General features: G+C 70.9%; 18 protein-coding genes and 1 riboswitch. Of the genes, 10 read left to right on the forward strand and 8 right to left on the reverse strand.

Going from position 1 to position 22,145, the window contains the following annotated elements; all coding sequences use genetic code 11:
* The first annotated feature begins 44 nt into the window (after positions 1–44).
* Both ACW9TB_RS08130 and ACW9TB_RS08135 read left to right on the forward strand, forming a co-directional pair.
* A complete protein-coding gene (locus ACW9TB_RS08130) occupies positions 45–1,385 on the forward strand; it encodes a TrkH family potassium uptake protein (RefSeq protein WP_472747308.1) in 1,341 nt (446 codons plus the stop codon).
* Positions 1,378–2,046: a potassium channel family protein gene (locus ACW9TB_RS08135; protein WP_472747309.1), complete on the forward strand. Its 669-nt coding sequence runs from the start codon at positions 1,378–1,380 to the stop codon at positions 2,044–2,046. Before ACW9TB_RS08130 ends, ACW9TB_RS08135 begins: the two co-directional genes overlap by 8 nt.
* Before the next feature lie 328 nt (positions 2,047–2,374).
* Here the strand turns inward: ACW9TB_RS08135 and ACW9TB_RS08140 are convergent, their stop codons facing one another.
* From ACW9TB_RS08140 to ACW9TB_RS08160, 5 genes are all read right to left on the reverse strand, one after another.
* Complete coding sequence (locus ACW9TB_RS08140; protein WP_472747310.1) at positions 2,375–2,833, reverse strand: PH domain-containing protein; 459 nt, start codon at positions 2,831–2,833, stop codon at positions 2,375–2,377.
* A 258-nt stretch (positions 2,834–3,091) separates the two neighbouring features.
* Positions 3,092–3,562 carry a 6,7-dimethyl-8-ribityllumazine synthase gene (gene ribH / locus ACW9TB_RS08145; protein WP_472747311.1) on the reverse strand — a complete coding sequence of 157 codons (471 nt, stop codon included), beginning with the start codon at positions 3,560–3,562 and terminating at the stop codon, positions 3,092–3,094.
* Between the two features lie 58 nt (positions 3,563–3,620).
* Positions 3,621–4,835, reverse strand: a complete 1,215-nt coding sequence (locus ACW9TB_RS08150; protein WP_472747312.1) for a bifunctional 3,4-dihydroxy-2-butanone-4-phosphate synthase/GTP cyclohydrolase II — start codon at positions 4,833–4,835, stop codon at positions 3,621–3,623.
* A 160-nt stretch (positions 4,836–4,995) separates the two neighbouring features.
* Positions 4,996–5,625, reverse strand: a complete 630-nt coding sequence (locus ACW9TB_RS08155) for a riboflavin synthase (protein WP_472747313.1) — start codon at positions 5,623–5,625, stop codon at positions 4,996–4,998.
* A gap of 448 nt (positions 5,626–6,073) precedes the next feature.
* Positions 6,074–6,204: riboswitch (FMN riboswitch) on the reverse strand.
* Positions 6,205–6,331: 127 nt separating this feature from the next.
* Positions 6,332–7,147, reverse strand: a complete 816-nt coding sequence (locus ACW9TB_RS08160; RefSeq protein WP_472747314.1) for an oxygenase MpaB family protein — start codon at positions 7,145–7,147, stop codon at positions 6,332–6,334.
* Positions 7,148–7,487: 340 nt separating this feature from the next.
* Between ACW9TB_RS08160 and ACW9TB_RS08165 the strand changes: the two genes are divergently transcribed.
* From ACW9TB_RS08165 to ACW9TB_RS08185, 5 genes are all read left to right on the forward strand, one after another.
* Positions 7,488–8,489 (forward strand): ABC transporter permease, encoded by a 1,002-nt coding sequence (locus ACW9TB_RS08165; RefSeq protein ID WP_472747315.1) that lies wholly within the window; start codon positions 7,488–7,490, stop codon positions 8,487–8,489.
* Positions 8,490–8,507: 18 nt separating this feature from the next.
* Positions 8,508–10,304: an ABC transporter substrate-binding protein gene (locus ACW9TB_RS08170; RefSeq protein ID WP_472747316.1), complete on the forward strand. Its 1,797-nt coding sequence runs from the start codon at positions 8,508–8,510 to the stop codon at positions 10,302–10,304.
* Between the two features lie 122 nt (positions 10,305–10,426).
* Positions 10,427–11,407, forward strand: a complete 981-nt coding sequence (locus tag ACW9TB_RS08175) for an ABC transporter permease (RefSeq protein WP_472747317.1) — start codon at positions 10,427–10,429, stop codon at positions 11,405–11,407.
* 14 nt (positions 11,408–11,421) lie between these two features.
* Positions 11,422–12,423 (forward strand): ABC transporter ATP-binding protein, encoded by a 1,002-nt coding sequence (locus ACW9TB_RS08180; protein ID WP_472747318.1) that lies wholly within the window; start codon positions 11,422–11,424, stop codon positions 12,421–12,423.
* The gene (locus tag ACW9TB_RS08185) at positions 12,420–13,478 is read left to right on the forward strand and encodes an ABC transporter ATP-binding protein (RefSeq protein WP_472747319.1); all 1,059 of its coding nucleotides are present in this window, start codon (positions 12,420–12,422) and stop codon (positions 13,476–13,478) included. Before ACW9TB_RS08180 ends, ACW9TB_RS08185 begins: the two co-directional genes overlap by 4 nt.
* 275 nt (positions 13,479–13,753) lie before the next feature.
* On the opposite strand, the gene rpe is transcribed toward ACW9TB_RS08185, so the two are convergent.
* A complete protein-coding gene (rpe, locus tag ACW9TB_RS08190; protein WP_472747320.1) occupies positions 13,754–14,440 on the reverse strand; it encodes a ribulose-phosphate 3-epimerase in 687 nt (228 codons plus the stop codon).
* A gap of 267 nt (positions 14,441–14,707) precedes the next feature.
* Between rpe and ACW9TB_RS08195 the strand changes: the two genes are divergently transcribed.
* Genes ACW9TB_RS08195 through ACW9TB_RS08205 form a run of 3 tightly spaced genes read left to right on the forward strand, consistent with a single transcriptional unit; the run spans position 14,708 to position 19,979 of the window.
* The gene (locus ACW9TB_RS08195) at positions 14,708–16,324 is read left to right on the forward strand and encodes an outer membrane protein assembly factor BamB family protein (RefSeq protein ID WP_472747321.1); all 1,617 of its coding nucleotides are present in this window, start codon (positions 14,708–14,710) and stop codon (positions 16,322–16,324) included.
* Positions 16,321–17,379 (forward strand): hypothetical protein, encoded by a 1,059-nt coding sequence (locus ACW9TB_RS08200; RefSeq protein WP_472747322.1) that lies wholly within the window; start codon positions 16,321–16,323, stop codon positions 17,377–17,379. Before ACW9TB_RS08195 ends, ACW9TB_RS08200 begins: the two co-directional genes overlap by 4 nt.
* Positions 17,373–19,979, forward strand: coding sequence for an outer membrane protein assembly factor BamB family protein (locus ACW9TB_RS08205; protein ID WP_472747323.1), 2,607 nt, complete (start codon positions 17,373–17,375; stop codon positions 19,977–19,979). Before ACW9TB_RS08200 ends, ACW9TB_RS08205 begins: the two co-directional genes overlap by 7 nt.
* A 10-nt stretch (positions 19,980–19,989) precedes the next feature.
* On the opposite strand, the gene ACW9TB_RS08210 is transcribed toward ACW9TB_RS08205, so the two are convergent.
* A complete protein-coding gene (locus ACW9TB_RS08210; protein WP_472747324.1) occupies positions 19,990–20,196 on the reverse strand; it encodes a twin-arginine translocase TatA/TatE family subunit in 207 nt (68 codons plus the stop codon).
* A 44-nt stretch (positions 20,197–20,240) separates the two neighbouring features.
* Positions 20,241–22,094, reverse strand: a complete 1,854-nt coding sequence (gene asnB, locus ACW9TB_RS08215) for an asparagine synthase (glutamine-hydrolyzing) (RefSeq protein WP_472747325.1) — start codon at positions 22,092–22,094, stop codon at positions 20,241–20,243.
* Between the last annotated feature and the right edge of the window lie 51 nt (positions 22,095–22,145).

Here is a 22,145-nt window from a genome sequence, read left to right on the forward strand (position 1 = left end):
GCGGGCATACTGCCGCGCTCCGCGAAGAAGTATTGTCACCCCCTGTGAAGAACCTGCTCGACCGGATCAACACCCCGTCCAGGGTCGTCGTGGTGGCGTTCCTGGCGGTGGTCCTCACCGGTACGGGGCTGCTCTCGCTGCCGATCGCGGTCGAGGGGGGCCGGAGTGCCTCGTGGACGTCGGCCCTGTTCACCGCCACCTCCGCGGTGTGCGTGACCGGGCTCGCCGTGCACGACACCGCGGCGCACTGGTCGTTCTTCGGCGAGATCGTGCTCCTGGTGCTGATGCAGATCGGCGGCTTCGGGATCATGACGCTCTCCTCGATCCTCGCGGTGGTCGTCTCGGGCAAACTCGGCCTGCGCGCCCGTCTCAACACCCAGGCCGAGACCAAGACCCTCGGTCCCGGCGACGTACGACGGGTGATCGTGGGGGTCGCCAAGGTCACGCTGGTCGCCGAGGCGCTGACCGCCGCGGTGCTCGCCGCCCGCTTCATGATCGGGTACGGGGAACCGTTCGGCCGCGCCGCCTATTACGGGATTTTTCATGCGATCTCGGCATTCACCAACGCCGGGTTCGCCCTCTGGCCGGACAGCATGATGCGGTTCGTCACCGACCCGTGGATCTGCCTCCCGCTCGTCCTGGCGGTGGTCACCGGAGGTCTCGGCTTCCCCGTCTACGCCGTACTGCGGCAGAACTGGCGCCGCCCGGCACGCTGGACGCTGCACGCCAAGATCACGCTGGGGATGACCGCCGTCCTGCTGTTCGGCGGGGCGATCGCCGTCACCGTCACCGAATGGAACAACCCCGGCACGATGGGCGGCCTCTCCCCCGGGCTTCGGATCATGGCCGGGTTCTTCCACAGCGCGATGACCCGCAGCGGCGGCCTGAACTCCGTGGACACCTCACAGATGAGCGAGAGCTCCTGGCTGATCAGCGACGTGCTGATGTTCATCGGGGCGGGCAGCGCGAGTACCGGGGGCGGCATCAAGGTGACGACGTTCGCGCTGCTCGGGTTCGTGATCATCGCCGAGCTGCGCGGCGAGCCCGACGTCTCGGCGGGCCGCCGCCGCATTCCCGAGCAGCTGCAGCGGCAGGCGCTGACGATCGCCCTGCTGAGTGTGGCGTCGGTCGCCGTGGGCACGTTCGCGCTGATGACGGTGACCCCGTTCAAACTGGACCGCGTACTGTTCGAGGTGATCTCCGCCTTCGGCACGGTCGGCCTGTCGACGGGGATCACCGCCGACGTCGGCACCGCGGGGCACCTGATCCTGACCCTCCTGATGTTCATCGGGCGGCTCGGCCCGGTGACCCTGGGCGCCGCGCTGGCGCTGCACGTCCAGACCCGTCGGTTCCGATACCCGGAGGAGCGTCCCCTCGTTGGTTGACAAGAAGAATCGCGGCGACGCGGTCGTGGTGATCGGCCTCGGCCGGTTCGGCGGCGCGCTGGCGGCGGAACTGGCGGGCCGCGACGTCGAGGTGCTCGGCGTCGACAACGACCCCAAGAACGTGCAGCACTTCTCCGGGCGGCTCACCCACGTGGTGTGCGCCGACTCCACCGACCCCGACGCCCTCGACCAGCTGGGCATCGGCGAGTTCGGCCGGGCCGTGGTCGGCATCGGCACCGACATCGAGGCGAGCATCCTGACCACCTCGATCCTGGCCGACCTGGGGGTGGCCGACATCTGGGCCAAGTCGATCAGCCTGCAGCACAGCCGGATCCTGCAGCGGGTCGGCGCGCACCACGTGGTGCAGCCGGAGCACGACATGGGCGAGCGGGTCGCGCACCTGGTCACCGGGCGGATGCTCGACTACGTCGAGGTCGACGAGGACTACGCCATGATCAAGACCATGGCGCCCCGGTGGGCGGACGGCAAGAGCCTGGGCAGCCTGGGCGTCCGCAGCAAGTACGGGGTCACCGTGGTCGGGATCAAGAAACCCGACGGCAGGTTCACGTACGCCACCTCTGAGACGGTGATCCATAGCGGCGACACCCTGCTCGTGGCGGGCGAGACCGACAAGGTCGAGCGGTTCGCCGAGGAGACCTGAGCGCGGGACCCGAACCCCGCGGACCGGGCTCCCGAACCCGGCCCGGTGGCGCACAGCGGACCGGGAGCCCCGCGCACCGGTAGCCCGGCCCCGAGCCTCGCGTACAGCGGACCGGAGGCCCGGTCCCGGCTCCCGTACGACGTCACGGCTCCCGGCCGGGCAGGACCCGAAGCCCCTTACGACGGCTCGGCCCCCGGCCGGGCAGCCCCGGAGGCCCGATGCGACGGCTCGGCTCCCGGTGCGAGACCGGAAGCCCCCGTGCGACGGCTCGGCCCCCGACGGACCGGGTCGCGGCCGGTCCGGTGAACCCGGGCTCCCGCGCGGTGGGTCAGCGGGTCTCGGACGCCTCGCCGCGCTCCCTGATGAGGGCGGCGAGCTCGCGGACCTGGCGGACGGTGCGCTCCTTCTCCGACCCCTGCAGGCCCATGGCCCCGACCGTGGCCCCGTCGGTGAAGTCGATCTTCGCCCAGGGCTCGTGGTCGACCAGGGTGACCCCGAGCACCTCGGGCCACTCGTAGCGGTGCACCCGCAGCGGGTTGACGAGGGTGATCCCCTGCTCGTCGGCCTCCACGCGGACCCGTCCCAGCAGGTGCAGGACCCCGGCGACCAGGCCGCCCAGCGCGACCATCGCGATCCTGTCGGCCAGGGTGAACGGCTCGGCCAGGAAGATCGCCATCAGCACCGCGCCGAGCATGATCAGGCCCGCGAAGCCGTAGGCCGCGATCCTTCCCTTCCTGGGCCGCCACACGACGGGCAACGAGGGCGGGGAGACGCTCTCCGGGCTCACTCTCAGATCACGATCCTTCGGAAAACCACCGGCCGGAACGGCTGTGACAGCTGGTCACGACGCCGATGGAAACCTACCGCACGGCCCCGCCGCCCCGATCACGCGGCACGGCGAAGCGGACCGTACGGCGCCACCCCAAAACCCCGGACCGCGCCCCGGGACCCCGTACGGCGCCACCCCAAAACCCCGGACCGCGCCCCGAGACCCCGGACGGTTCCCGGGAACCCCGGGCCGCGCCCCTGGGGACCGTGAGGCGCCCTAGGAGCGGAGTTCCCTCAGCAGCAGCGCCGTCTCCAGGGCGGCGACGGTGGCCTCGTAGCCCTTGTCCTCGTGGCTGCCCGGCAGCCCCGACCTGTCGAGGGCCTGGTCGAGGGACTCGCAGGTCAGCACACCGTTGCCGACCGGGACCTCCTCGTCGAGGGAGACCCGGGTCAGGCCCGCGGTGACGGAGTCGCAGACGTAGTCGAAGTGGGGGGTCTCCCCGCGGATCACGACCCCGAGGGCGACGACCGCGTCGTACTTCCTGGCCAGGACCTGCGCCACGACCGGGATCTCCAGCGACCCGGCCACCCGCACCACGGTCGTCGCCGCGCCGCTGTCCCGCCCGGCCTGCTCGGCCCGCGCCACGAGCTGATCGGTGATCTTCTCGTGCCACCGGGCGGCGACGACGCCGACGGTCAGTCCCTTCGCCTCGACGGCCCCGGCCGCCGGTCGCCCGGCCCCGCTCACGCGATCACCTCGCGCCCGCCCGTACGGCCGTCCCGCGCCGTCTGTCCCGCTCGCTCACTCATGCGCCATCCCTGGGAATCTCGTGGCCGAGGCGGTCGCGCTTGGCCGACAGGTATTTCTCGTTGTGCGGGTTCATCGCCACCGGCATGGGCTCGCGGCCGAGCACCTTGATGCCGTAGCCGTCCATGCCGCGCAGCTTGGCCGGGTTGTTGGTCAGCAGCCGGATCGACTTCACGCCCAGGTCGGCGAGCATCTGCCCGGCGTTGGAGAACTCCCGGGCGTCCACCGGCAGCCCGAGCTCCAGGTTGGCGTCGACGGTGTCGCTGCCGCCGTCCTGGAGGCTGTACGCCCTGAGCTTGGCGAGCAGCCCGATGCCGCGTCCCTCGTGCCCGCGCAGGTAGACGACCACGCCCCGGCCCTCGGCGGCGATCCGCGCCATGGCGTGGTCGAGCTGCACCCCGCAGTCGCACCGCAGCGACCCGAGCACGTCGCCGGTCAGGCACTCGGAGTGCGCCCTGACCATGACGTTCTCGCCGTCCTCGATGTCGCCGAGGACGAGGGCCAGGTGCTCGCCGCCGTCCAGCGAGCTCGCGAAGCCGTAGGCCCGCCACTCGCCGTACCTGTTCGGCAGCCGCGTCTCGGCGACCCTGGTCACCATCCGCTCTGTCCGGCGCCTGAACTCCACCAGCTGCTCGATCGAGACGAGCGCCAGGTCGTGCTCGTCGCAGAAGTCGCGCAGCTCCGGCAGCCGCATCATGGTGCCGTCGTCGTTGACGACCTCGGCGAGCACGCCCGCCTCGCTCAGCCCGGCGAGCCTGGCCAGGTCCACGGACGCCTCGGTGTGGCCGCGCCTGGCCAGGACGCCGCCCTCCCGGTAGCGGAGCGGGAAGACGTGTCCCGGTCGTACCAGCTCGGACGGCTCGGTCGCCGAGTCGGCCAGGGTACGGATCGTGCGGGCCCGGTCGGCGGCGGAGATGCCGGTGCTCACGCCGTCCCTGGCGTCCACGCTGATCGTGTACGCGGTGCGCAGGCGCTCCTTGTTGTCGTACACCATCAGCGGCAGGCCGAGCCTGTCGAGGTGCTCGCCGCGCATCGGCACGCAGACCACGCCGCTGCTGTGCCGGATGGTGAAGGCGAGGAGCTCCGGGGTGGCCCTGGACGCGGCGAAGATGATGTCGCCCTCGTTCTCGCGGTTCTCGTCGTCGACGACCACGACGGCCCTGCCCTCGCGGATGTCGGCGATCGCGCGCTCGATCGGGTCCAGCTTGATCACAAGGCCTCCTCGGGGACGGGCACGGTCATCGACCGGTGCTCCTTGAGCCGGTTGGCGAAGAGCCGGTCGGCGAAAAGCCGGTTGGCGGGTCCGGACGGCATGACCGGGGCTCCGCGGGGGATCCGGGTCCCGGAGGCCCCGGATCCGGTTTCGAGGTGGTTCACGGCCTTCCCACCCGATCCGTCGCCTGGTCCGCCGGGGCGTACGCACCGAGGAGCTTCTCCACGTGCTTGGCGATCACGTCGACCTCAAGGTTCACCGGGTCTCCCGGCCGCTTCGCGCCGAGGGTGGTGAGGCTCAGGGTGGTGGGGATCAGGCTGACGGCGAAGCCGCCCGAGCCGACGTCCATCACGGTCAGGCTGATGCCGTCGACGGCGATCGAGCCCTTCTCGACCACGTAGCGGTCGAGCTCGGGCGGGAGGGAGATCCGGACGACCTCCCAGTGCTCGGCGGGCTCCCGCGACAGCAGGACGCCCGTCCCGTCCACGTGGCCCTGCACGATGTGGCCGCCCAGCCGCTGGTCGGCGCGGACCGCGCGCTCCAGGTTGACCGGGGAGCCGGATCTCAGCGCGCCGAGGGAGCTGCGGTCGAGGGTCTCCTTCATCACGTCGGCGGTGAAGACGTCGTCCGCGACGTCCACCACGGTCAGGCAGACGCCGTTGACGGCGATCGAGTCACCGTGCCCGGCGTCCGCGGTGACGGTCTTGCCGCGGATCGACAGCCGGGCCGCGTCGGCCAGCGGCTCGATCCCGGCGATCTCTCCCAGTTCTTCGACGATTCCGGTGAACATTCACAGCTCCTTCTGGGGGACCGCCCGGACGGCCGGGCGCGGGTCGTGGCCGGTGCGGCGCGGCGTCCTCGGACTCCGGGAGGCCCCCGCCCGGCGTCGCCCGCCGGACCGGCGGCGGGGCTCTCCGTCAGAGCGGGGCTCTCCGTCAGAGGTGAACCCCGGGGAGCCGGGAAGCCTTCCTGCGGGCCCCGGGAAAGTCGTCCGGGGGCCGGGATACGAAAAAGGGGACGCTCCGGCGCACCCGGGCCGGGAACGGCCGGGCGGGAAAGAGTGGTGGGGGCCGACGGCGCCGTGCCCGTGAGGGGCGCGCCAGGCGGCCGGGCGCGTCCGCGCCGGATCAGTCACCCGAGGTCTCCTACTCGCCAGTAGCTTTTTGCCACGGCGGGCCCCGGGGGATCAACGGGTGCGTACACCCGATCAGCGGAGGGTGCCCGAAGACACTCTCCGCTCGCGCGCTTCCTCCCATCCGGACTCTAACCGTCGGTCCTGGAGTTTCACCAGGTCAACCGGTCGATGGCTTCGACCGGGTCGCGGACTGTAACCGCCGGCTCGGAATTTCACCGACCCCGGAGCACGCTGCTCTGCTTCTCTCGTTCTCGCGGAGGGCGTGCCGCGGACGGCTCACCCTCCTCCACCAGTGTGCCATGTCCGGAAAACCGGACGGCACACTCTTCCACCATGTGGAACAAGTGAGCACTTGGTCCGGTCACACCACGCGCCCGGCGACCGCCCGATGAGCTCTCCGCGCGTCCGGGGAGTAGCGCATCTGCGCGGGCACCAGGCCGATCCCGGTCTGCAGGGCCCGCAGGGAGGCCGTCGCCCACAGGTCGCCCAGCGGGGTGGCGGGCAGGCCGTACAGCCTGCGGGCCCAGCGCGGCAGGGTCGCGAAGGCGAGCGCGGTGAGCATGGGGAACATCGGCTTGAGCGGGGTCAGGCGGGCCGGGAGCGGCGCGTTGAGCGACCGCAGGAGCGGGTGGGCCACCTCGGGGACGAAGTAGAGGCCGGGGCGGCGGGCCCGGATGTAGTCGTCCATCTCGCCGACCGAGCCGGGCACGTCCTCGGGGCGCAGGCCGACCACCTCGGCCGCGCGGCGCCACTCGGCGACGAACCTGTCGGCCTCCTCGTCCGTGAGGCGCACCCCCGCGCGCCGGGCGACCGTCAGGTAGGAGTCGACCTCGCCGACGTGGACCCAGAGCAGCGCGTCGGGATCGTCGAGGCGGAACCGCTCGCCGGTGTCGAGGTCGAGGGCGGTGAGACTGGCGTGGATCCTCCGGACCCTGGCCCCGGCGCGGGCGACCTCGGCGGTCGTCCCGTAGACGCGGACCCGGACGAACTCGGTGGTGCGCACGAAGCGTGGCCACGCCTCGGCCGGGTCCATGAGCGCGGAGTTCTGCGCGACCCCGCGCATCGCCCGGGGGTGCAGGCCCTGGAGGAGCAGTGCGCGGAAGCCCGCGACGAGCAGGATCCGCTCGCCCATCACCTTCCAGGTCACCGACTCCGGTCCGAACAGGCCGTGGTCCATGCTCCACCTCCCGGCACGTGGAGGGGTTACCCGCGGAGCGGCCGGGCACACCTTTGTCCCGGACCTGTGACACTGTACGGAGTTGTGACACAAGCAGGGCCAGAACCGGACAAATCCATCGCAGCCACGTCATGAACGTGTCACAAATCCGTGAATACCGGCCTTCGGGAGCTCTATCTTCCCACCTCACCCCCTATCCACGTCAACGGAATTGCAGCCACAAACAGGTGGACGTTATACAACAAAAAAATGAGTAATGACCAGCCCATTGATTGTCATGGTCTGCTTTGCAATGGTTCCAGGGATCCCGCTCACCATGCTCGTTGGGAGCCTCCGCACGATGACCATCCCTGCACCAGCCACGACCACGACCGGGGAGGCACTGGCGGCGAAGACACCGGAAACGGTGGGCCGCTCACCCGGACAGCTGATGTGGCTGCGTTTCCGGCGCGACCGTACCGGCATCGTCTCGGCCGTGGTGGTGATTTTCTTCTTCCTGGTCGCGCTCCTCGCGCCGGTCATCGCCTGGCTGTACGGCAAGGACCCCTACGCCCTGTACGGCCAGGACACGCCGGGCCTGCTGAACGACTACGGCTACCCGATCCTGCCCAACGGCGGCATCAGCTCGGAGTTCTGGTTCGGCATCGAGCCCGGCCTGGGCCGTGACGTGTTCACCCAGCTCGTCTACGGGATCAGGACCTCCCTGTCGATCGCGGTGACCGCGACGATCATCGCGACGGCGATCGGCATCGTGATGGGCATCGTCGCCGGGTACGCCGGGGGCAAGACCGACTACTTCATCGGCCGCCTGATCGACATCGTCCTGTCGTTCCCCTCGGTGCTCTTCATCATCGCGTTCATGCCGGTCGTGGAGAACCTGTTCGTCAGGCCGGACGAGGAGACGCCCATCTGGCTGAGAGCCGTCACCCTCGTGATCGCGCTGACGATCTTCCAGTGGGCCGGGCTCGCGCGGCTGCTGCGCGGCCAGGTGCTCTCCCTGCGCGAGCGCGAGTTCGTCGAGGCCGCGAAGGTCACCGGGGCCTCCCCCGCCAGGATCGTCTTCAAGGAACTACTGCCGAACCTCTGGACCCCGATCCTGATCCAGTCGACGCTGCTGCTCCCCGCGCTGGTGACGGCCGAGGCGGCGCTGTCCTTCCTGGGCGTCGGCATGATCGAGCCCATCCCCGACTGGGGCCGCATGTTCCGGCGCGGCACCGAGATCTACCAGAACGACATCACCTATCTCATCTTCCCCGGTGTCGCCCTCCTGATCTTCGTGATCGCCTTCAACCTCCTGGGTGACTCGGTTCGCGATGCCTTCGACCCCAAGCTCAAGCGCTAGATCGGAAATAGGAGAAAGATGAAAGTCCGTACGCGGTCAGCGATGGCCGTACTCGCCATAGGCGCTCTCGCACTCACCAGTGCCTGCGCCCAGGGCAACCAGGGTGCCCCCGCGGCCCCCAGCGGCGCGGCATCCGGCGCGCCCAGCGAGGGCGCCGCCCCGGCCCCGTCCTACAAGCCGCCGACGATCACCGTCGGAACGGCCGACGACTCCAAGGGCCCGGCCATCGAGCCCGAGGGCGTCGTCAAGGGCGGCACCGTCACGATGATCGACCGTGACGACATCGGCCACATGGACCCCGCGCAGGTCTACGTCAACACGATGTCGAACTTCGGCCTGCTCATCGGCCGTACCCTGACCGGCTACAAGCGCGTCGGCGTCGGCGACTACAAGCTGGTCGGCGACCTGGCCACCGACTCGGGCACCTCCTCCGAGGGCGGCAAGACCTGGACCTTCACCCTCAAGGACGGCGTGAAGTGGGAGGACGGCACGCCGATCACGTCCGAGGACGTGAAGTGGAGCATGGAGCGGACGTTCGCCCCGTTCGTCACCCAGGGCCCCACCTACATCCAGCAGTGGCTGACCGAGGTCGACTACAAGAAGGCCTACCAGGGCCCGTACGACGGCAAGCGCCTTGACAGCATCGAGACGCCGGACGACAAGACGATCGTCTACAAGTTCAAGTCGCCGCACGCCGACGCCAACTACGCCTTCGCCATGGGCGGCTACGGCATCGTGCCCAAGGAGAAGGACACCAAGGAGCAGTACGACAAGAAGCCCGTCTCCAGCGGCCCGTACATCATCAAGAGCCACGTCGTCGACAAGTCGATGGAGCTGGCGCGCAACCCGAACTGGGACCCGGCCACCGACCCGATCCGCGGCGCCTACCCCGACGCCTGGCGTCTGGAGTTCGGCCAGGAGAACCTGCAGATCACCGACCGCCTGATCGCGGACACCGGCCCCGACCAGACCGCGTTCACCTTCTACGCGACCGTCCCGCCGGAGCGTCTGCAGCAGGTCCTCGGCGACGCCAGCCTGGCTCCCCGCCTGATGAAGAGCCCCTCGCCGTACGGCAACTACTACTACTTCAACCTTGACCGGGTGAAGGACCCCAAGATCCGCCAGGCCATCAACTACGCGTGGCCGTCCAAGCAGATCCAGCAGGTCTCGGGCGGCCCGGCCGCCGCGGCGCTGCCCACCACGATCCTGAACGAGAACACCACGGTCGGCTACGAGTCCTACGACCTGTTCGGCAAGGAGACCAAGCCCGAGGGCGACGTCGAGAAGGCCAAGCAGCTGCTCGCCGAGTCGACCAACCCGACGCCGACCATCGTCTACGCCTACAACCAGACGCCCGTCCAGGAGCAGGTCACCGTCGTGATCAAGAACGCCCTGGAGAAGGCCGGCATCAAGGTCGTGGTCAAGCCCCTGGACCGTAAGACCTACTACGACTCCATCGGCAAGGTGAAGAACGACTTCGACCTGTACTGGGGTGGCTGGGGCGCCGACTGGCCGTCCGGCACGACGGTCCTGCCCGTCATCTTCGGCCCGATCGCCGACGGTGCGCCGAACTACTCGCACCTGAAGGACGAGGCCATCATCAAGGAGATGGAAGACATCACCGCGATGACCGACATCGACGCCCAGAACAAGGCGTGGATGGCGCTCGACAAGAAGATCCAGGAGACGATCACCCCGCTGGTCGTCGCCGAGAACCGGATCGCCAACACCCTCCACGGCTCCAAGGTCGGTGGCGCCGAGATCGACCCGCAGTCGTGGGTCGTCTCGCCCAACACCATCTTCGTGAAGCCGTAACGGCTCACGAAACCGTAGGAGAACCGGCGGCCGTGGCCTCGCGGGGATGACGACATCCCCGCGAGGCCACGGCCAGGGGCCTCCCCGGCCCCAGCGGTCCCAGCCACCTCGGGAAACAGGCAATGCTTCCATTCATCACTCGCCGCGTGCTCGGCGCCGCGGTCACCCTCGTGATCATCTCCGCGGTCACGTTCTTCCTCTTCTTCGCCGTACCCGCCGACCCGGCGAGGCTCGCCTGCGGCAAGGTCTGCCCGCCGGAGCTGCTGGAGCAGGCGCGGCACAACCTGGGACTGGATCAGCCCCTGTTCGCCCAGTTCGTGGCCTGGCTGGCCGGAATCTTCGTCGGCCGCGACTACGGGGGCCTGGGCTACTGCCCCGCCCCCTGCCTCGGCTTCTCCTTCGTCAACCGCGCGCCGGTGTTCGAGACGATCCTGGACCGGCTCCCGCTGACCATCTCGCTCACCATCGGGGCGTCGGCCGTCTTCCTCACCTTCGGCGTGGCGACCGGCATCATCGCGGCGCTCCGGCAGGGCAAGCCGCTGGACAAGATCGCCAGTGTGTCGTCCCTCATCGGCGCCTCCGTGCAGATCTACTTCATCGGCACCCTCGCGCTGTACTTCCTCGTCTACCAGAACCAGATCTTCTGGCGTCCCAAGTACGTGGAGTTCACCCAGGACCCCGTCGGCTGGGCCACCGGCCTGCTCCTGCCGTGGCTGGTGCTGGCGATCATCTTCACCGCCAACTACACCCGCATGACCCGTTCGACGATGGTGGAGCAGCTCAGCGAGGACTACGTCCGCACCGCGCGGGCCAAGGGCATGTCAGGGCGCAGCGTCGTGATGCGTTTCGCGATGCGCGGCACGCTGACGCCCATCATCACGATCTTCGGCGTTGACCTCGGCGCGCTGATCGGCGGCGCGATCATCACCGAGCAGACCTTCGGCCTCCAGGGGCTCGGCCAGCTGTCGGTCAAGGCGGTCACCAACTCCGACCTGCCCATGCTGATGGCGACGGTGCTCGTCGCGGCCGCCGCGATCGTCGTCTTCAACATCATCGTCGACATCACGTACGCCTTCATCGACCCCCGCGTGCGGCTGAGCTAGGAGCCTTGAAGAAAGTGTCAACTCCGTTCCTCTCGGTCCGTGACCTGACCGTCGACTTCCACACCGAGGACGGCGTCGTCCACGCGGTGGACGGGCTCTCCTTCGACGTGGAGAAGGGCACCACGCTGGGCATCGTCGGCGAGTCCGGGTCCGGCAAGTCGGTGACCAACCTGACCGTGCTCGGCCTGCACAACCCGGACACCACCAAGATCGGCGGAGAGATCCGGCTGGACGGCGAGGAGCTGATCGGCGCCTCCCGGTCCACCATGGAGAAGCTGCGCGGCAACAAGGTCGCGATGATCTTCCAGGACCCGCTGACCTCGCTCTCCCCGTACCACACCATCGGCAAGCAGATCTCCGAGGTCTACCGCAAGCACACCGGCGCGAGCCGGGGCGAGGCCAGGAGCCGCGCGATCGAGATGCTGACGCGGGTCGGCATCCCCCAGCCGAAGACCAGGGTGGACGACTACCCCCACCAGTTCTCCGGCGGCATGCGGCAGCGCGCGATGATCGCGATGGCCCTGGTGTGCGACCCGGACCTGCTGATCGCCGACGAGCCCACCACCGCCCTGGACGTGACCGTGCAGGCCCAGATCCTGGACCTGCTCAAGGAGCTCCAGGACCAGACGGGGGCCTCGATCATCCTGATCACCCACGACCTCGGCGTGGTCGCCAACACCGCGCACGACGTGCTGGTGATGTACGCCGGGCGGGCGGTCGAGCGCGGGACCGTCAGGGAGGTCCTCCACGAGCCCCGCCACCCCTACACCTGGGGCCTGCTCGCCTCCATGCCCCGCCTGAACGCCCCGGTGGACGTGCCGCTCCGGCCGGTCCGCGGCACCCCGCCGAGCCTGATCAACGTCCCGTCCGGCTGCCCCTTCCACCCCCGGTGCGACTTCATGGAGCTGGCCGGTCCCGGGCTGTGCCGCTCCGAGCGGCCCGAACTGTCCCCGCACCGCGGCCACGGCGACGCGTGCTACCTGACCCTCGCCCAGAAGAGGGAGATCAAGAAATGAGCGAGACAACCGGCGAACCCCGCGGCGAGGCGCTGCTGGAGCTGTCCGGGCTGAAGAAGCACTTCCCGGTGATGGGCGGTGTCATCTTCAAACACCAGGTCGGCAAGGTCCACGCGGTGGACGGCGTCGACCTGACGGTGCACGCCGGTGAGACGCTCGGCCTGGTCGGCGAGTCCGGCTGCGGCAAGTCCACCGCCGGTCGGCTGGCGTCCCGGCTGCTGGAGCCCACCGCGGGCAGCATCAGGTACGCCGGGCGGGAGATCGGTCACGCCAGCCGCAAGGAGCTGAAGCCGATCCGGGCCGAGATTCAGATGATCTTCCAGGACCCGTACTCGTCGCTGAACCCCCGGCACACGGTGGGCACCATCGTCGGCGGCCCGATGGAGATCAACGGCATCAACCCGCCGGGCGGCAGGGACAACCGGGTCCGGGAACTCCTGGAGATCGTCGGGCTCAACCCCGAGCACTTCAACCGCTTCCCGCACGAGTTCTCCGGCGGCCAGCGGCAGCGTATCGGGGTGGCCCGCGCGCTCTCCCTCAGCCCCAAGCTGATCATCGCGGACGAGCCGGTCTCCGCCCTCGACGTCTCCATCCAGGCGCAGGTCGTGAACCTGCTCCAGCAGCTCCAGCGGGACATGGGCATCGCGTTCCTGTTCATCGCGCACGACCTGGCGATCGTCAGGCACTTCTCCCAGCGGGTCGCGGTCATGTACCTCGGCAAGATCGTCGAGATCGCGGACCGCGCCTCCCTGTACGAGCGCCCCCGCCACCCCTACACCCACGCGCTGCTGTCGGCGGTGCCCGAGGTGCTGGAGGACGAGGCGCCGCGCGAGCGCATCCGCCTGGCCGGGGACGTGCCCTCCCCGATCAACCCGCCGTCCGGCTGCCGCTTCCGCACCCGCTGCTGGAAGGCCCAGGACAAGTGCGCGACCGAGGAGCCCCCGCTGGTCAGGCTGGAGGGCAACCGTGAGGGTCACCTGACCGCCTGCCACTTCCCCGAGCAGCCGACCGTGCACGGCCAGGACGTGGTGCTGGACCCGGCACTGCAGAGCTGACGGCCCGGTGGCGGCGTTCCCGCCGCCTCCCCGCCGGTTCCCGTCCGCCGCGTCCCCTCGCGGCTCCTCGGGAAGATCAGAGGGCGGACCCGTACGGGTCCGCCCTCTGGCGTTCGAGACCGCCCTTGTCGGGGGGAGTCCGGTTGCCGAACGGCCGGGCCGGGGGCGGCGTGGCTGATGGGCTTGGCCGGTGCCCCGGGCTCAGTGGCCGGTGGCGATTGCTGGCGGCCCGGGCTCGGTGGCCGGTGGGGCGGTGGCTTGGCCGGTGCCCCGGCTCAGTGGCCGGTGGGGCGGTGGCTCGGCGGCTCGGCGGATGTGGCCAGGGCGCGCAGGGCGTCGACCGCGCGGGCCGGGTCCTCCGCGCCGTAGACGGCGTTGCCCGCCACGAAGACGTCGGCGCCCGCCTCCGCGCAGCGCTCGATCGTCGTGTCGGAGACGCCGCCGTCCACCTGGAGCCATATCCGCCCCCCGTGCCGGTCGACGAGCTCGCGGGCCCTACGGATCTTGGGCAACACGAGGTCGAGAAATCTCTGGCCGCCGAAACCGGGGTCGACGGTCATCAGCAGCAGCATGTCGAGCTCGCCGAGCAGGTCCTCGTACGGCTCGACGGGGGTGGCCGGGTTCAGTGCCAGGCCCGCGCGGGCGCCCGCCCGGCGGATCTGACGCAGCGTGCGCACCGGGGCCTTGGCAGCCTCCGCGTGGATGGTCACGCTCCCGGCACCGGCCTCGGCGTAGGCGGGGGCCCAGCGGTCCGGGTCTTCGATCATGAGGTGGCAGTCGAGGGGCGTCGAGGTCGCCTTGAGCAGGGACTCGACGACCGGCAGCCCGAGGGTCAGGTTGGGCACGAAGTGGTTGTCCATGACGTCCACGTGCAGCCAGTCGGCGTTGGGCACCGCCGCGGCCGCCTCGGCGAGGCGGGCGAAGTCGGCGGACAGGATGCTGGGCGAGATCTGTACGGCCATGATTGGCCGATTCTAGCGGCGAGGGCCCACCGGGGGGACGCCCGTGCCCACCAATCCCCTATTTACCTAAAAATCAGCATATTTGAGACATTTTCCGTGTCGAATCCACCCGTGGCCGGGAATTTCACCGGGTGCGATTTCATAACTCTCCCGGCGGCCCGCGAACCACTGGGGTAATTTCCCTTCCGGATTATCCGAAAGCCATCGCATGAGACGGGCGCGAGGCCCGTGGCCTCCCCTCGTCCCGCTGACCGGAACCGGACGGCAATGCCCTTTTCCCGGCACCACCTGCGCCCGGCCCTCGCCCTCGCGGCCGTCGCCGCCGCCCTCCTCGTCGTGCCCGCCGATGTTCCGGTGTCCCGGCCCCGCACAACCGAACCGTCGCCCCTCGCCGGAATCCGCGTTTCCGAGAAGAACGGGATCGTCAGCGCGAAGGTTTTCCGTACCGGCCGGATCCTCTGGAAAACCACCTGGGACGGTGAGACGACGGACGCGTTCGACGTGCTGGTGGAGGAGTCGGGGAAATCCATGGACGCGGGGGAGCAGCGCGAGGAGGGAGAACCGCGCACCGCCTCCACCGGCCGCCACCTCGTGATCGAGACCGCGTCCAAGTCGGGCGACCCGCACCATCCCGACGACCGGCGGCGCATCACCGTGATCGACGCCCTGACCGGCCTGCGGACCTGGAGCGTCCTCTCGGGCTACGTCGGGGACGGCCCGGCCCGGCCGTTCTTCCACCTCGTGGGCGCCGCGGCGGGGAAGATCCTCGTCGAGGTTCCCGCCCTCCGGACGATCCGCGCGCTGGACCCGCGCGACGGGACGGTCGTGTGGGAGACCGCCCTGCCCGATGACTGCGTGAGCGTCGCCCTTCCCCGGGTCGGCGAGGACGGCCCCGTCCGCTCGTACTCGCTGGCGGACGAGAGGCTGGCGGTCGCGGTGGGCCGCTGCGCGGACCGCCACACCTCGCTCACCGGCCTCGACCCCGCCACCGGACGCGTCCGCTGGCGGCACCGGCTCCCCCCGTCCGGTGACCCGGAGCTGGTCCTGGACGAGGGCGTCTCCTTCGTGACGTTCCCCAACGCGATCACGGTCGTGGACGAGAGCGGCCTGGTCCTCGCCGAGGATCTCATCCGCCACACCCCCTCCTGGCTGATCACCGACGAGGCGGTGGTCCTCTCGGACGGCGAACAGGACGATCTCGCGGGAGTCAGGTCGATCAGCCGGTCGTCGGGACGGGTCGTGTGGTCCCGGCCCGAGTTGTCGGGCGAGCTGGGCGCCGCCGCGGGAAAGATCTACGTGTGGAGCGACGGGGTGGATCCCTGGCTCATCGGAGGGCTGACCGTCCTCGAACCCGCCGACGGGCGCACGCTCGCGACGCTCTCGGCGCCGCTGACCGAGAAGGACATCGGGGCCGCCCTGACCGCCCCGCCCGGCTGGGGCGAGCGGGGCGGAGTGCCCGCGACCGCCTGGCCGGACCCCTGCGCGCTGCTGCCCCCCGCCGAACTCGCCGCGCGCGCGGACACCGGCCCGTACGCCGCCGTCCCGGTCCCCGCGCCTCCCGGGATGAGGCTGACCACGCCCCTGTCCTGCGAGCTCACCCCGGCGCGCGGGGGGACACCGGTCACCGTCACCGTCATGCGCGCGTACGCGTCGGCAGAGAAGGCCGCTGAGGGGATGAGGGAGGCCGTGAGCGTGGAGGCCGCCCCGGAGGTGGCGAGGCACGCCGGTTACTTCGACGCGGCCGAGGACGCGGTCGTCCTCAGGGAGGGTCACGTCGTCGTCACGGTGGAGGCCTTCGGTGACCGCGCCCTGCTCCGGCACGCCGGGCGGATCGTGAGCGGGCACCTGCGCGAGCCGAGCCCGGCGGGGAAGGGAAATCCATGACGGCGCGGACATCCCCCGAACGACCGGCCGGGGACGAGCGACCGGCCAGCAGCGAGCGACCGGCCGGTAGCGAGCGGTCCGCCGGAAACGATCGATCGACCGGGGACGAGCGGCCGGTCGGGAACGAGCGACCGACCGAAAACGAACGGCCAGCCGTAAACGAGCCACCGACCGGGGACGAGCGGCCGACCGAGGACGAGCAACCGGCCAGAAACGAACGGCCAGCCGTAAACGAACAACCGGCCGAGGACGAACGACCGACCAGAGACGAGCGACCCGCCGAGGACGATGCCGCCGCCGAGGAGACCCCCCTGGCGAAGGCCGCCCGGCCGTTCAAGTGGCTCGGGCTCACCGTGGCCGGAGGACTCGCGACGATCATCGCGGGTGCCGTGGTGACCGGCTGGTCGTGGGCGCAGGACCAGTGGCGCGAGTTCCACCGGGAGCCCAGGCTCAGCGCGATCGTCTACGCCCCGGAGAAGGAGGGGATATCGTTCGCCTTCCCCGGCGCCATCACCTCCGGCCTCGACCGCCGCCACCTGCTCTCCGGTGACTACGAGAAGGTGCTCCGGTCCGGCCGGGGAGCGCGCATCGACGAGACGAAGGTCCTCCTGGTGCTGCGGGGGCGGCGTAACGACCCGATCCGCGTGCTGGACGTCCGTCCCCGGATCCTGTCCTCCGGGCCCGTCGCGGCCGGTACCTGCCTCCACCTGTCCAACGCCGGAGACTCGCCCGTGTTCCCGGTGAAGGCCGACCTCGACCAGTTGGCCAACCCCAGGAGCCGCTCCTCCGGGCGGCTCCTGGAGAAAAACCTCGACCTCGTCTACGGGGAACGGGCGTCGGTGGAGCTGACCGTGACGGCGCGAAAGCGCAGCTACGAATGGGACATCGAGGTCTCCTACGTCTACGGCGACTCCCCCGAGGTCCAGAGCGCCCACTTCACCACCGGGGGCGGGCCCTTCCGGCTCACCGGCCCCGCCCGCAAATACGCGATCGCCTACGGGAATCCCACGCTCAGCCATTTTCGCGAGGTCGGCAGGAACGTCAGGAGATGCTGACGGGGCCGGGGAGAGGCGGCAGGCGGGCGGCGATCCTCGCCGTCCTCGTCCTGCTCGTCGCCGTGCCCCGCTCCGCCTTCCCCGACGGCGCCTCGGCCGGAACCGGGTTCTCCGAGGTGTGGAGCCTGGAGGCGCCCGGCCCACTGGACGACCCGGACAACTCGGACGACCAGGACGACCAGGACGGCTCAGCGGTGAGGCTGTCCGGCGGAGACCTCCTCGTGCCCACCCGTACGGCGCTGCGGGTCCACGATCCCGCCACCGGCGCCGAGCGGTGGCGGCACACCCCCGCCGGAGCCGCCGTACGGGGGTGGGCACCGGCGGGATCCTCGGTGGTCGTCGAGACCGTCCGCCCGACGCCGTCCGGGGACGCCACCGCCCTGACCGGCCTCTCCCGCCGGACCGGCACGGTGCTCTGGCACCGGGAGGGACTCGGCCTCGCCGCGCCGGTGTCCGCCCTGGCGGGGGCGGAGGAGTCCCCGCCCGCCGGGCTCGCCAGGGATCCCGCCTCCGGGGCCCTGCTCGGCCTGGACCCCGGGACCGGACGGACCCGGTGGACCCTTCCGCTCCCCCCGTCGTGCGACCGGATGACCTCGGCGGGCTCCGACGCGCGGACCGTGGCGGTCGCGGCGCTCTGCGGAGACAGGATCCGGGTCGCCGCGCTCGACCCGGCCGGCGGCGCCGAACGGTGGCACACGGAGATCACGAGTTTCTCCACCCTGTACGTCGGGGGCGGCTACGTCGGGGGCGGCGCGGTGGTCGTCTCCCGTCCGGAGAACCTGACGGTCCACGACGCCGCGACGGGGCGGGTGATCGCCGAACGCGGAGACTGCTGGGACGGGTGCGTGCCGGTGCACGCCGGAGGGCGGATCGTGGTGGCCCGCGACCAGGACGGCGCCTCGTCCGTCGAGGGGATCGGCCTCGCCCGAGGCTCGGCCGCCTGGAGGAGGGTCCAGCGGAACGGGCCGCGCTACGACCGGCTCGTCCCCCTCGGCGCGGCGGTCTACGCGACACCGTACGGCGACGACCTGGGCAGGGTCCTGGACGTGATCCAGGCGCCGACGGGGCTCCTGCGGCGGACGATGATCCCGGCGGCGGGCACGCTGTTCGGCGCCGACGGCGACCGGCTCTACTTCGTCCGGACGGTGCGCCAGGCCGCCCTGCCGTCCCGGCTGCGGATCACCGCGCTGCGCGTCCCCGACCCCCCGGCCGGGCCCGCCACAGCGCCCGCCACGATGCCCGCCACGATGCCCGTCGCGGTGCCCGGGGCCGACCTGTGCGGCCTGCTCCGCGCGGCCGGGTTCACCGTGCTCGGCGGGGCGCGGCACCGGGGGCGGGCGGTCCCGTCGTTCACCACCTGCGAGTTCGGCGAGGCGCGCGGGGAGCCGATGACGGCCGAGTTCTGGCGCCTGCCCACGGAGGCGGACGCCGCCCGCGTCCTGACCGAACTCGGCGCGGGGAGCGGAGGGGTGGCCGTTCCCGGGGTGGGAGACGAGGCCAGGCTGCTGGACCTCCCTGAGCGGGCGGTCGCCGTCCGCGCCGGTCGTGACCTGCTCCGGATCCGGTCGCCGTACCTCACCGTGCGCGACCGGCTGGTCCCGGTCGCCCGCGCGCTGGCGGGGCGGATCGGCGCGCTGGGATGGGCGGTTCCGCCGAGCTGGTCGCCCCCGGTGGAGTACGGCGCGGCACCGTCCGGCCGGATCCACGGGCTGCCGGGGACCCGGTTCCAGGTCCGGGACGCCCCCGGCTCGCCGCTCTCGCTCTCCGCCTACACCCTCGGGAAGGACGGCCCCGCCTACCTCGGGGACGGCGACGGGTTCACCGTGGCGCGGGAACGCGTGAAGGCCGTCTCCCAGGACGGCCGGTGGGCGGTGAGCGATTTCAAGGACTACGTCGACGGCCGTGACGGCGTCGTCCTCCTCGACCTGCGCGGTGGCGGGATCCGGCGCATCACCACGGTGGGGCGTCCCTGGTCGAACAACGCCCCCGTCTGGTCCTCCGACGGCCGTGTGCTGCTCACCCTGTGGCACACCGACGAGCGGGACTACTCGACCGCGCGCGGGTTCGTCGTCGTCGACCCGGCGCGGGGAACGGTCAAGGTCACCCTCGTCGAGGACGACGACCAGGTCTACGAACCCCCGTACCGGTGGAGCGCCGACGGGGCCGGGGTGAGCGGTCGTTTCGGCCTCGGCGACGCCTACACCGACCTGGGTGAGGGGTACGCCTCCTACGAGCTGCGCACGTTCGGCGTCGACGGCACCCCGCTGTCCGCCGTGCCCGGCCTGGGAAGACCGGACGAGGCGATCCTCGACCCGTACTCCCCCGGCGGGCGGCGGCTGGCCGGGTGGTGCCCGGACCGTCCCAAGAATCTCTGCGTGCACGACGCCGCCACCGGGACCCCGCTCGTCCGGATCGAGACGAGCCTGCGATATCCGATCCGCTGGTACGACGAGGACCACCTGCTGGTGTGGCGCCGCCACGGCGGGGGCCACGCGGCGAGCGTGATGGATCTCCAGGGCCGGATCCTGACGGACCTGGCCAGGGACGGCTCCGCCGGACGGGACGGGACGAGGCTCTTCTACACGCCCCGGCCGAGCTGACGGCCCGGGATCACCCCGGGGAGGCGGGCGGCGGCTCGCCCCGGCCGCCGGTCTCGCCGGGCGGCGGGGAGGCGTCCTCCGGCCGGTTCACCTCGGCCTTGAAGACGCGCAGGGAGCGGCCGACCGACCTGGCGACGCCGGGCAGCCGCGCGGAACCGAACAGCAGGACGAACACCGCCACGATGATGAGCAGCTCGGACAGTCCCAGGTCGGCCATGGGACGACCTCCTTCTGATGGATCTCCCGCGCCGGGGACGCGGGTCAGATGTTGACCCGGACGCGGTACCTCTCCAGCCAGGCGTTGAACTGGAGCAGCCCCTCCAGCGACGCCCGGCCGCCCGTGGGACCACCGGCCGCCTCCGGCCGGTCGATCACGGCCCGTACCTTGTCCAGGTCGATGAACGGCGCGGCGGCGACGTTCCGGTCGCCGAGCAGCCGGGACACCTCCGCGCCGACGGCCTGCTCGTAGGAGGGGTCCTGCGTCGAGGGGTAGGGGCTCTTGCGGCGCCCGACGACCGAGGGCGGCAGGACGTCCGCGGCGGCGGCGCGCAGCAGGCTCTTCTCCTGCCCGTCGAAGGTCTTCATCGCCCAGGGGGCGTTGAAGACGTACTCCACCAGCCGGTGGTCGCAGAACGGCACCCGGACCTCCAGCCCGACGGCCATGCTCATCCGGTCCTTGCGGTCCAGCAGGATCTGCACGAACCGGGTGAGGTGCAGGTAGGAGATCTCCCGCATGCGCCGCTCCAGGCCCTCCTCGCCGGGCAGCCGGGGCACCTCGTCAAGCGCCTGCCGGTAGCTGTCGGCGCGGTAGCCGGGAATGTCCAGCTTGCGGGCCAGGTCCTCGTCGAGGAGCGCCCCCACCCCGGCGAACCGCCCGAACCCGGGGGCCACCAGCCACGGGAAGGTGTCGGCGGAGACCGCCTCGGGGTCGAAGAACCACCGGTAGCCGCCGAAGACCTCGTCGGCGGACTCGCCGGACAGCGCCACCGTGGAGTGGCCCCGGATGGCGCGGAACAGCAGGTAGAGGGAGGTGTCCATGTCGCCGATGCCGATCGGCAGGTCACGCGCCCTCAGGACCGCGGCGCGCACCGCGGGCTCCATGAGGTCCGAGGAGTCCAGGACGATGTCGGTGTGGTCGGCGCCGATGTGCCGCACGACGTCGTGCACGTACGGCGCGTCGGGGGTGTCGCGCATCTCGTCGGGCTTGAAGTTCTCGCTGTATCCGGCGAAGTCGACGGAGAACGACCTGACCTTCCCCGCCCCCTGCCCCTCCAGGCCGAGCGCGGCGAGTGCCGTGACGGTGCTGGAGTCGAGGCCGCCGGAGAGCAGGGTGCACAGCGGCACGTCGGAGATGAGCTGGCGGGTGACGATGTCGTCCAGCAGCTCGCGTACGGTCCCGACGGTGGTGGCGAGGTCGTCGGGGTGCTCGTGGGACTCCAGGCGCCAGTAGGGGCGGCGGCACAGGAAGTCGCGGGTCACCCGGACGGTGTGGCCGGGGCGCACCTCGTACATGCCCTGGTAGACGGCGCGTTCCGGGGTCTTGACGAAGGCGATCAGCTCGCGCAGGCCGTCCGCGTCGACCGTGGGCGTCCTGATCAGCGGATTGGCGAGGATCGCCTTGGGCTCGGAGCCGAACAGCACGCCGCTGGGCAGCGGGTAGTAGTACAGCGGCTTGATGCCCATCCGGTCCCTGACGAGCAGGAGCTCCTCGCGGCGGGCGTCCCAGATCGCGAAGGCGAACATGCCGTTCAGCCGTTCGGCGAAACCCTCGCCCCATTCGAGATAGGCCCGCAGCAGGACCTCGGTGTCGCTCTGGGTCCGGAAGCGGTGGCCCCGGGCGGCCAGTTCCGCGCGTAGTTCGATGAAGTTGTAGATCTCACCGCTGTAGGTGAGGACGGCGAGATCCTGCCCGTCCTCGTCCGCGACCATCGGCTGGCGTCCGCCCTGGATGTCGATGATGGCCAGGCGCCGGTGACCTATCGCGGCGTGCGGGGCGAGCCACAGCCCCTCGTCGTCGGGTCCTCGGCAGGCCATGGTGTCGGTCATGGCCTGCGCGGCGGCCCGTGACTGCCGGAGATCGCGCTCGAAGTCCACCCATCCGCAGATTCCGCACATTTCAACGACTCCGCATCCTTTTCGGAAGCAGTTACATTCAGTCGAACAGCG

The sequence above is a fragment of the Streptosporangium sp. H13245 genome (assembly GCF_055690525.1).

What these genes read in the sequence shown, in the direction of transcription:
- ACW9TB_RS08205 (WP_472747323.1), top strand. Translation starts at nt 17,373, where the DNA reads ATGCTGACGGGGCCGGGGAGAGGCGGCAGGCGGGCGGCGATCCTCGCC.
- ACW9TB_RS08185 (WP_472747319.1), top strand. Translation starts at nt 12,420, where the DNA reads ATGAGCGAGACAACCGGCGAACCCCGCGGCGAGGCGCTGCTGGAGCTG.
- ACW9TB_RS08200 (WP_472747322.1), top strand. Translation starts at nt 16,321, where the DNA reads ATGACGGCGCGGACATCCCCCGAACGACCGGCCGGGGACGAGCGACCG.
- ACW9TB_RS08165 (WP_472747315.1), top strand. Translation starts at nt 7,488, where the DNA reads ATGACCATCCCTGCACCAGCCACGACCACGACCGGGGAGGCACTGGCG.
- ACW9TB_RS08195 (WP_472747321.1), top strand. Translation starts at nt 14,708, where the DNA reads ATGCCCTTTTCCCGGCACCACCTGCGCCCGGCCCTCGCCCTCGCGGCC.
- rpe (WP_472747320.1), bottom strand. Translation starts at nt 14,440, where the DNA reads ATGGCCGTACAGATCTCGCCCAGCATCCTGTCCGCCGACTTCGCCCGC.
- ACW9TB_RS08210 (WP_472747324.1), bottom strand. Translation starts at nt 20,196, where the DNA reads ATGGCCGACCTGGGACTGTCCGAGCTGCTCATCATCGTGGCGGTGTTC.
- ACW9TB_RS08160 (WP_472747314.1), bottom strand. Translation starts at nt 7,147, where the DNA reads ATGGACCACGGCCTGTTCGGACCGGAGTCGGTGACCTGGAAGGTGATG.
- ACW9TB_RS08170 (WP_472747316.1), top strand. Translation starts at nt 8,508, where the DNA reads ATGAAAGTCCGTACGCGGTCAGCGATGGCCGTACTCGCCATAGGCGCT.
- ACW9TB_RS08175 (WP_472747317.1), top strand. Translation starts at nt 10,427, where the DNA reads ATGCTTCCATTCATCACTCGCCGCGTGCTCGGCGCCGCGGTCACCCTC.
- ACW9TB_RS08155 (WP_472747313.1), bottom strand. Translation starts at nt 5,625, where the DNA reads ATGTTCACCGGAATCGTCGAAGAACTGGGAGAGATCGCCGGGATCGAG.
- asnB (WP_472747325.1), bottom strand. Translation starts at nt 22,094, where the DNA reads ATGTGCGGAATCTGCGGATGGGTGGACTTCGAGCGCGATCTCCGGCAG.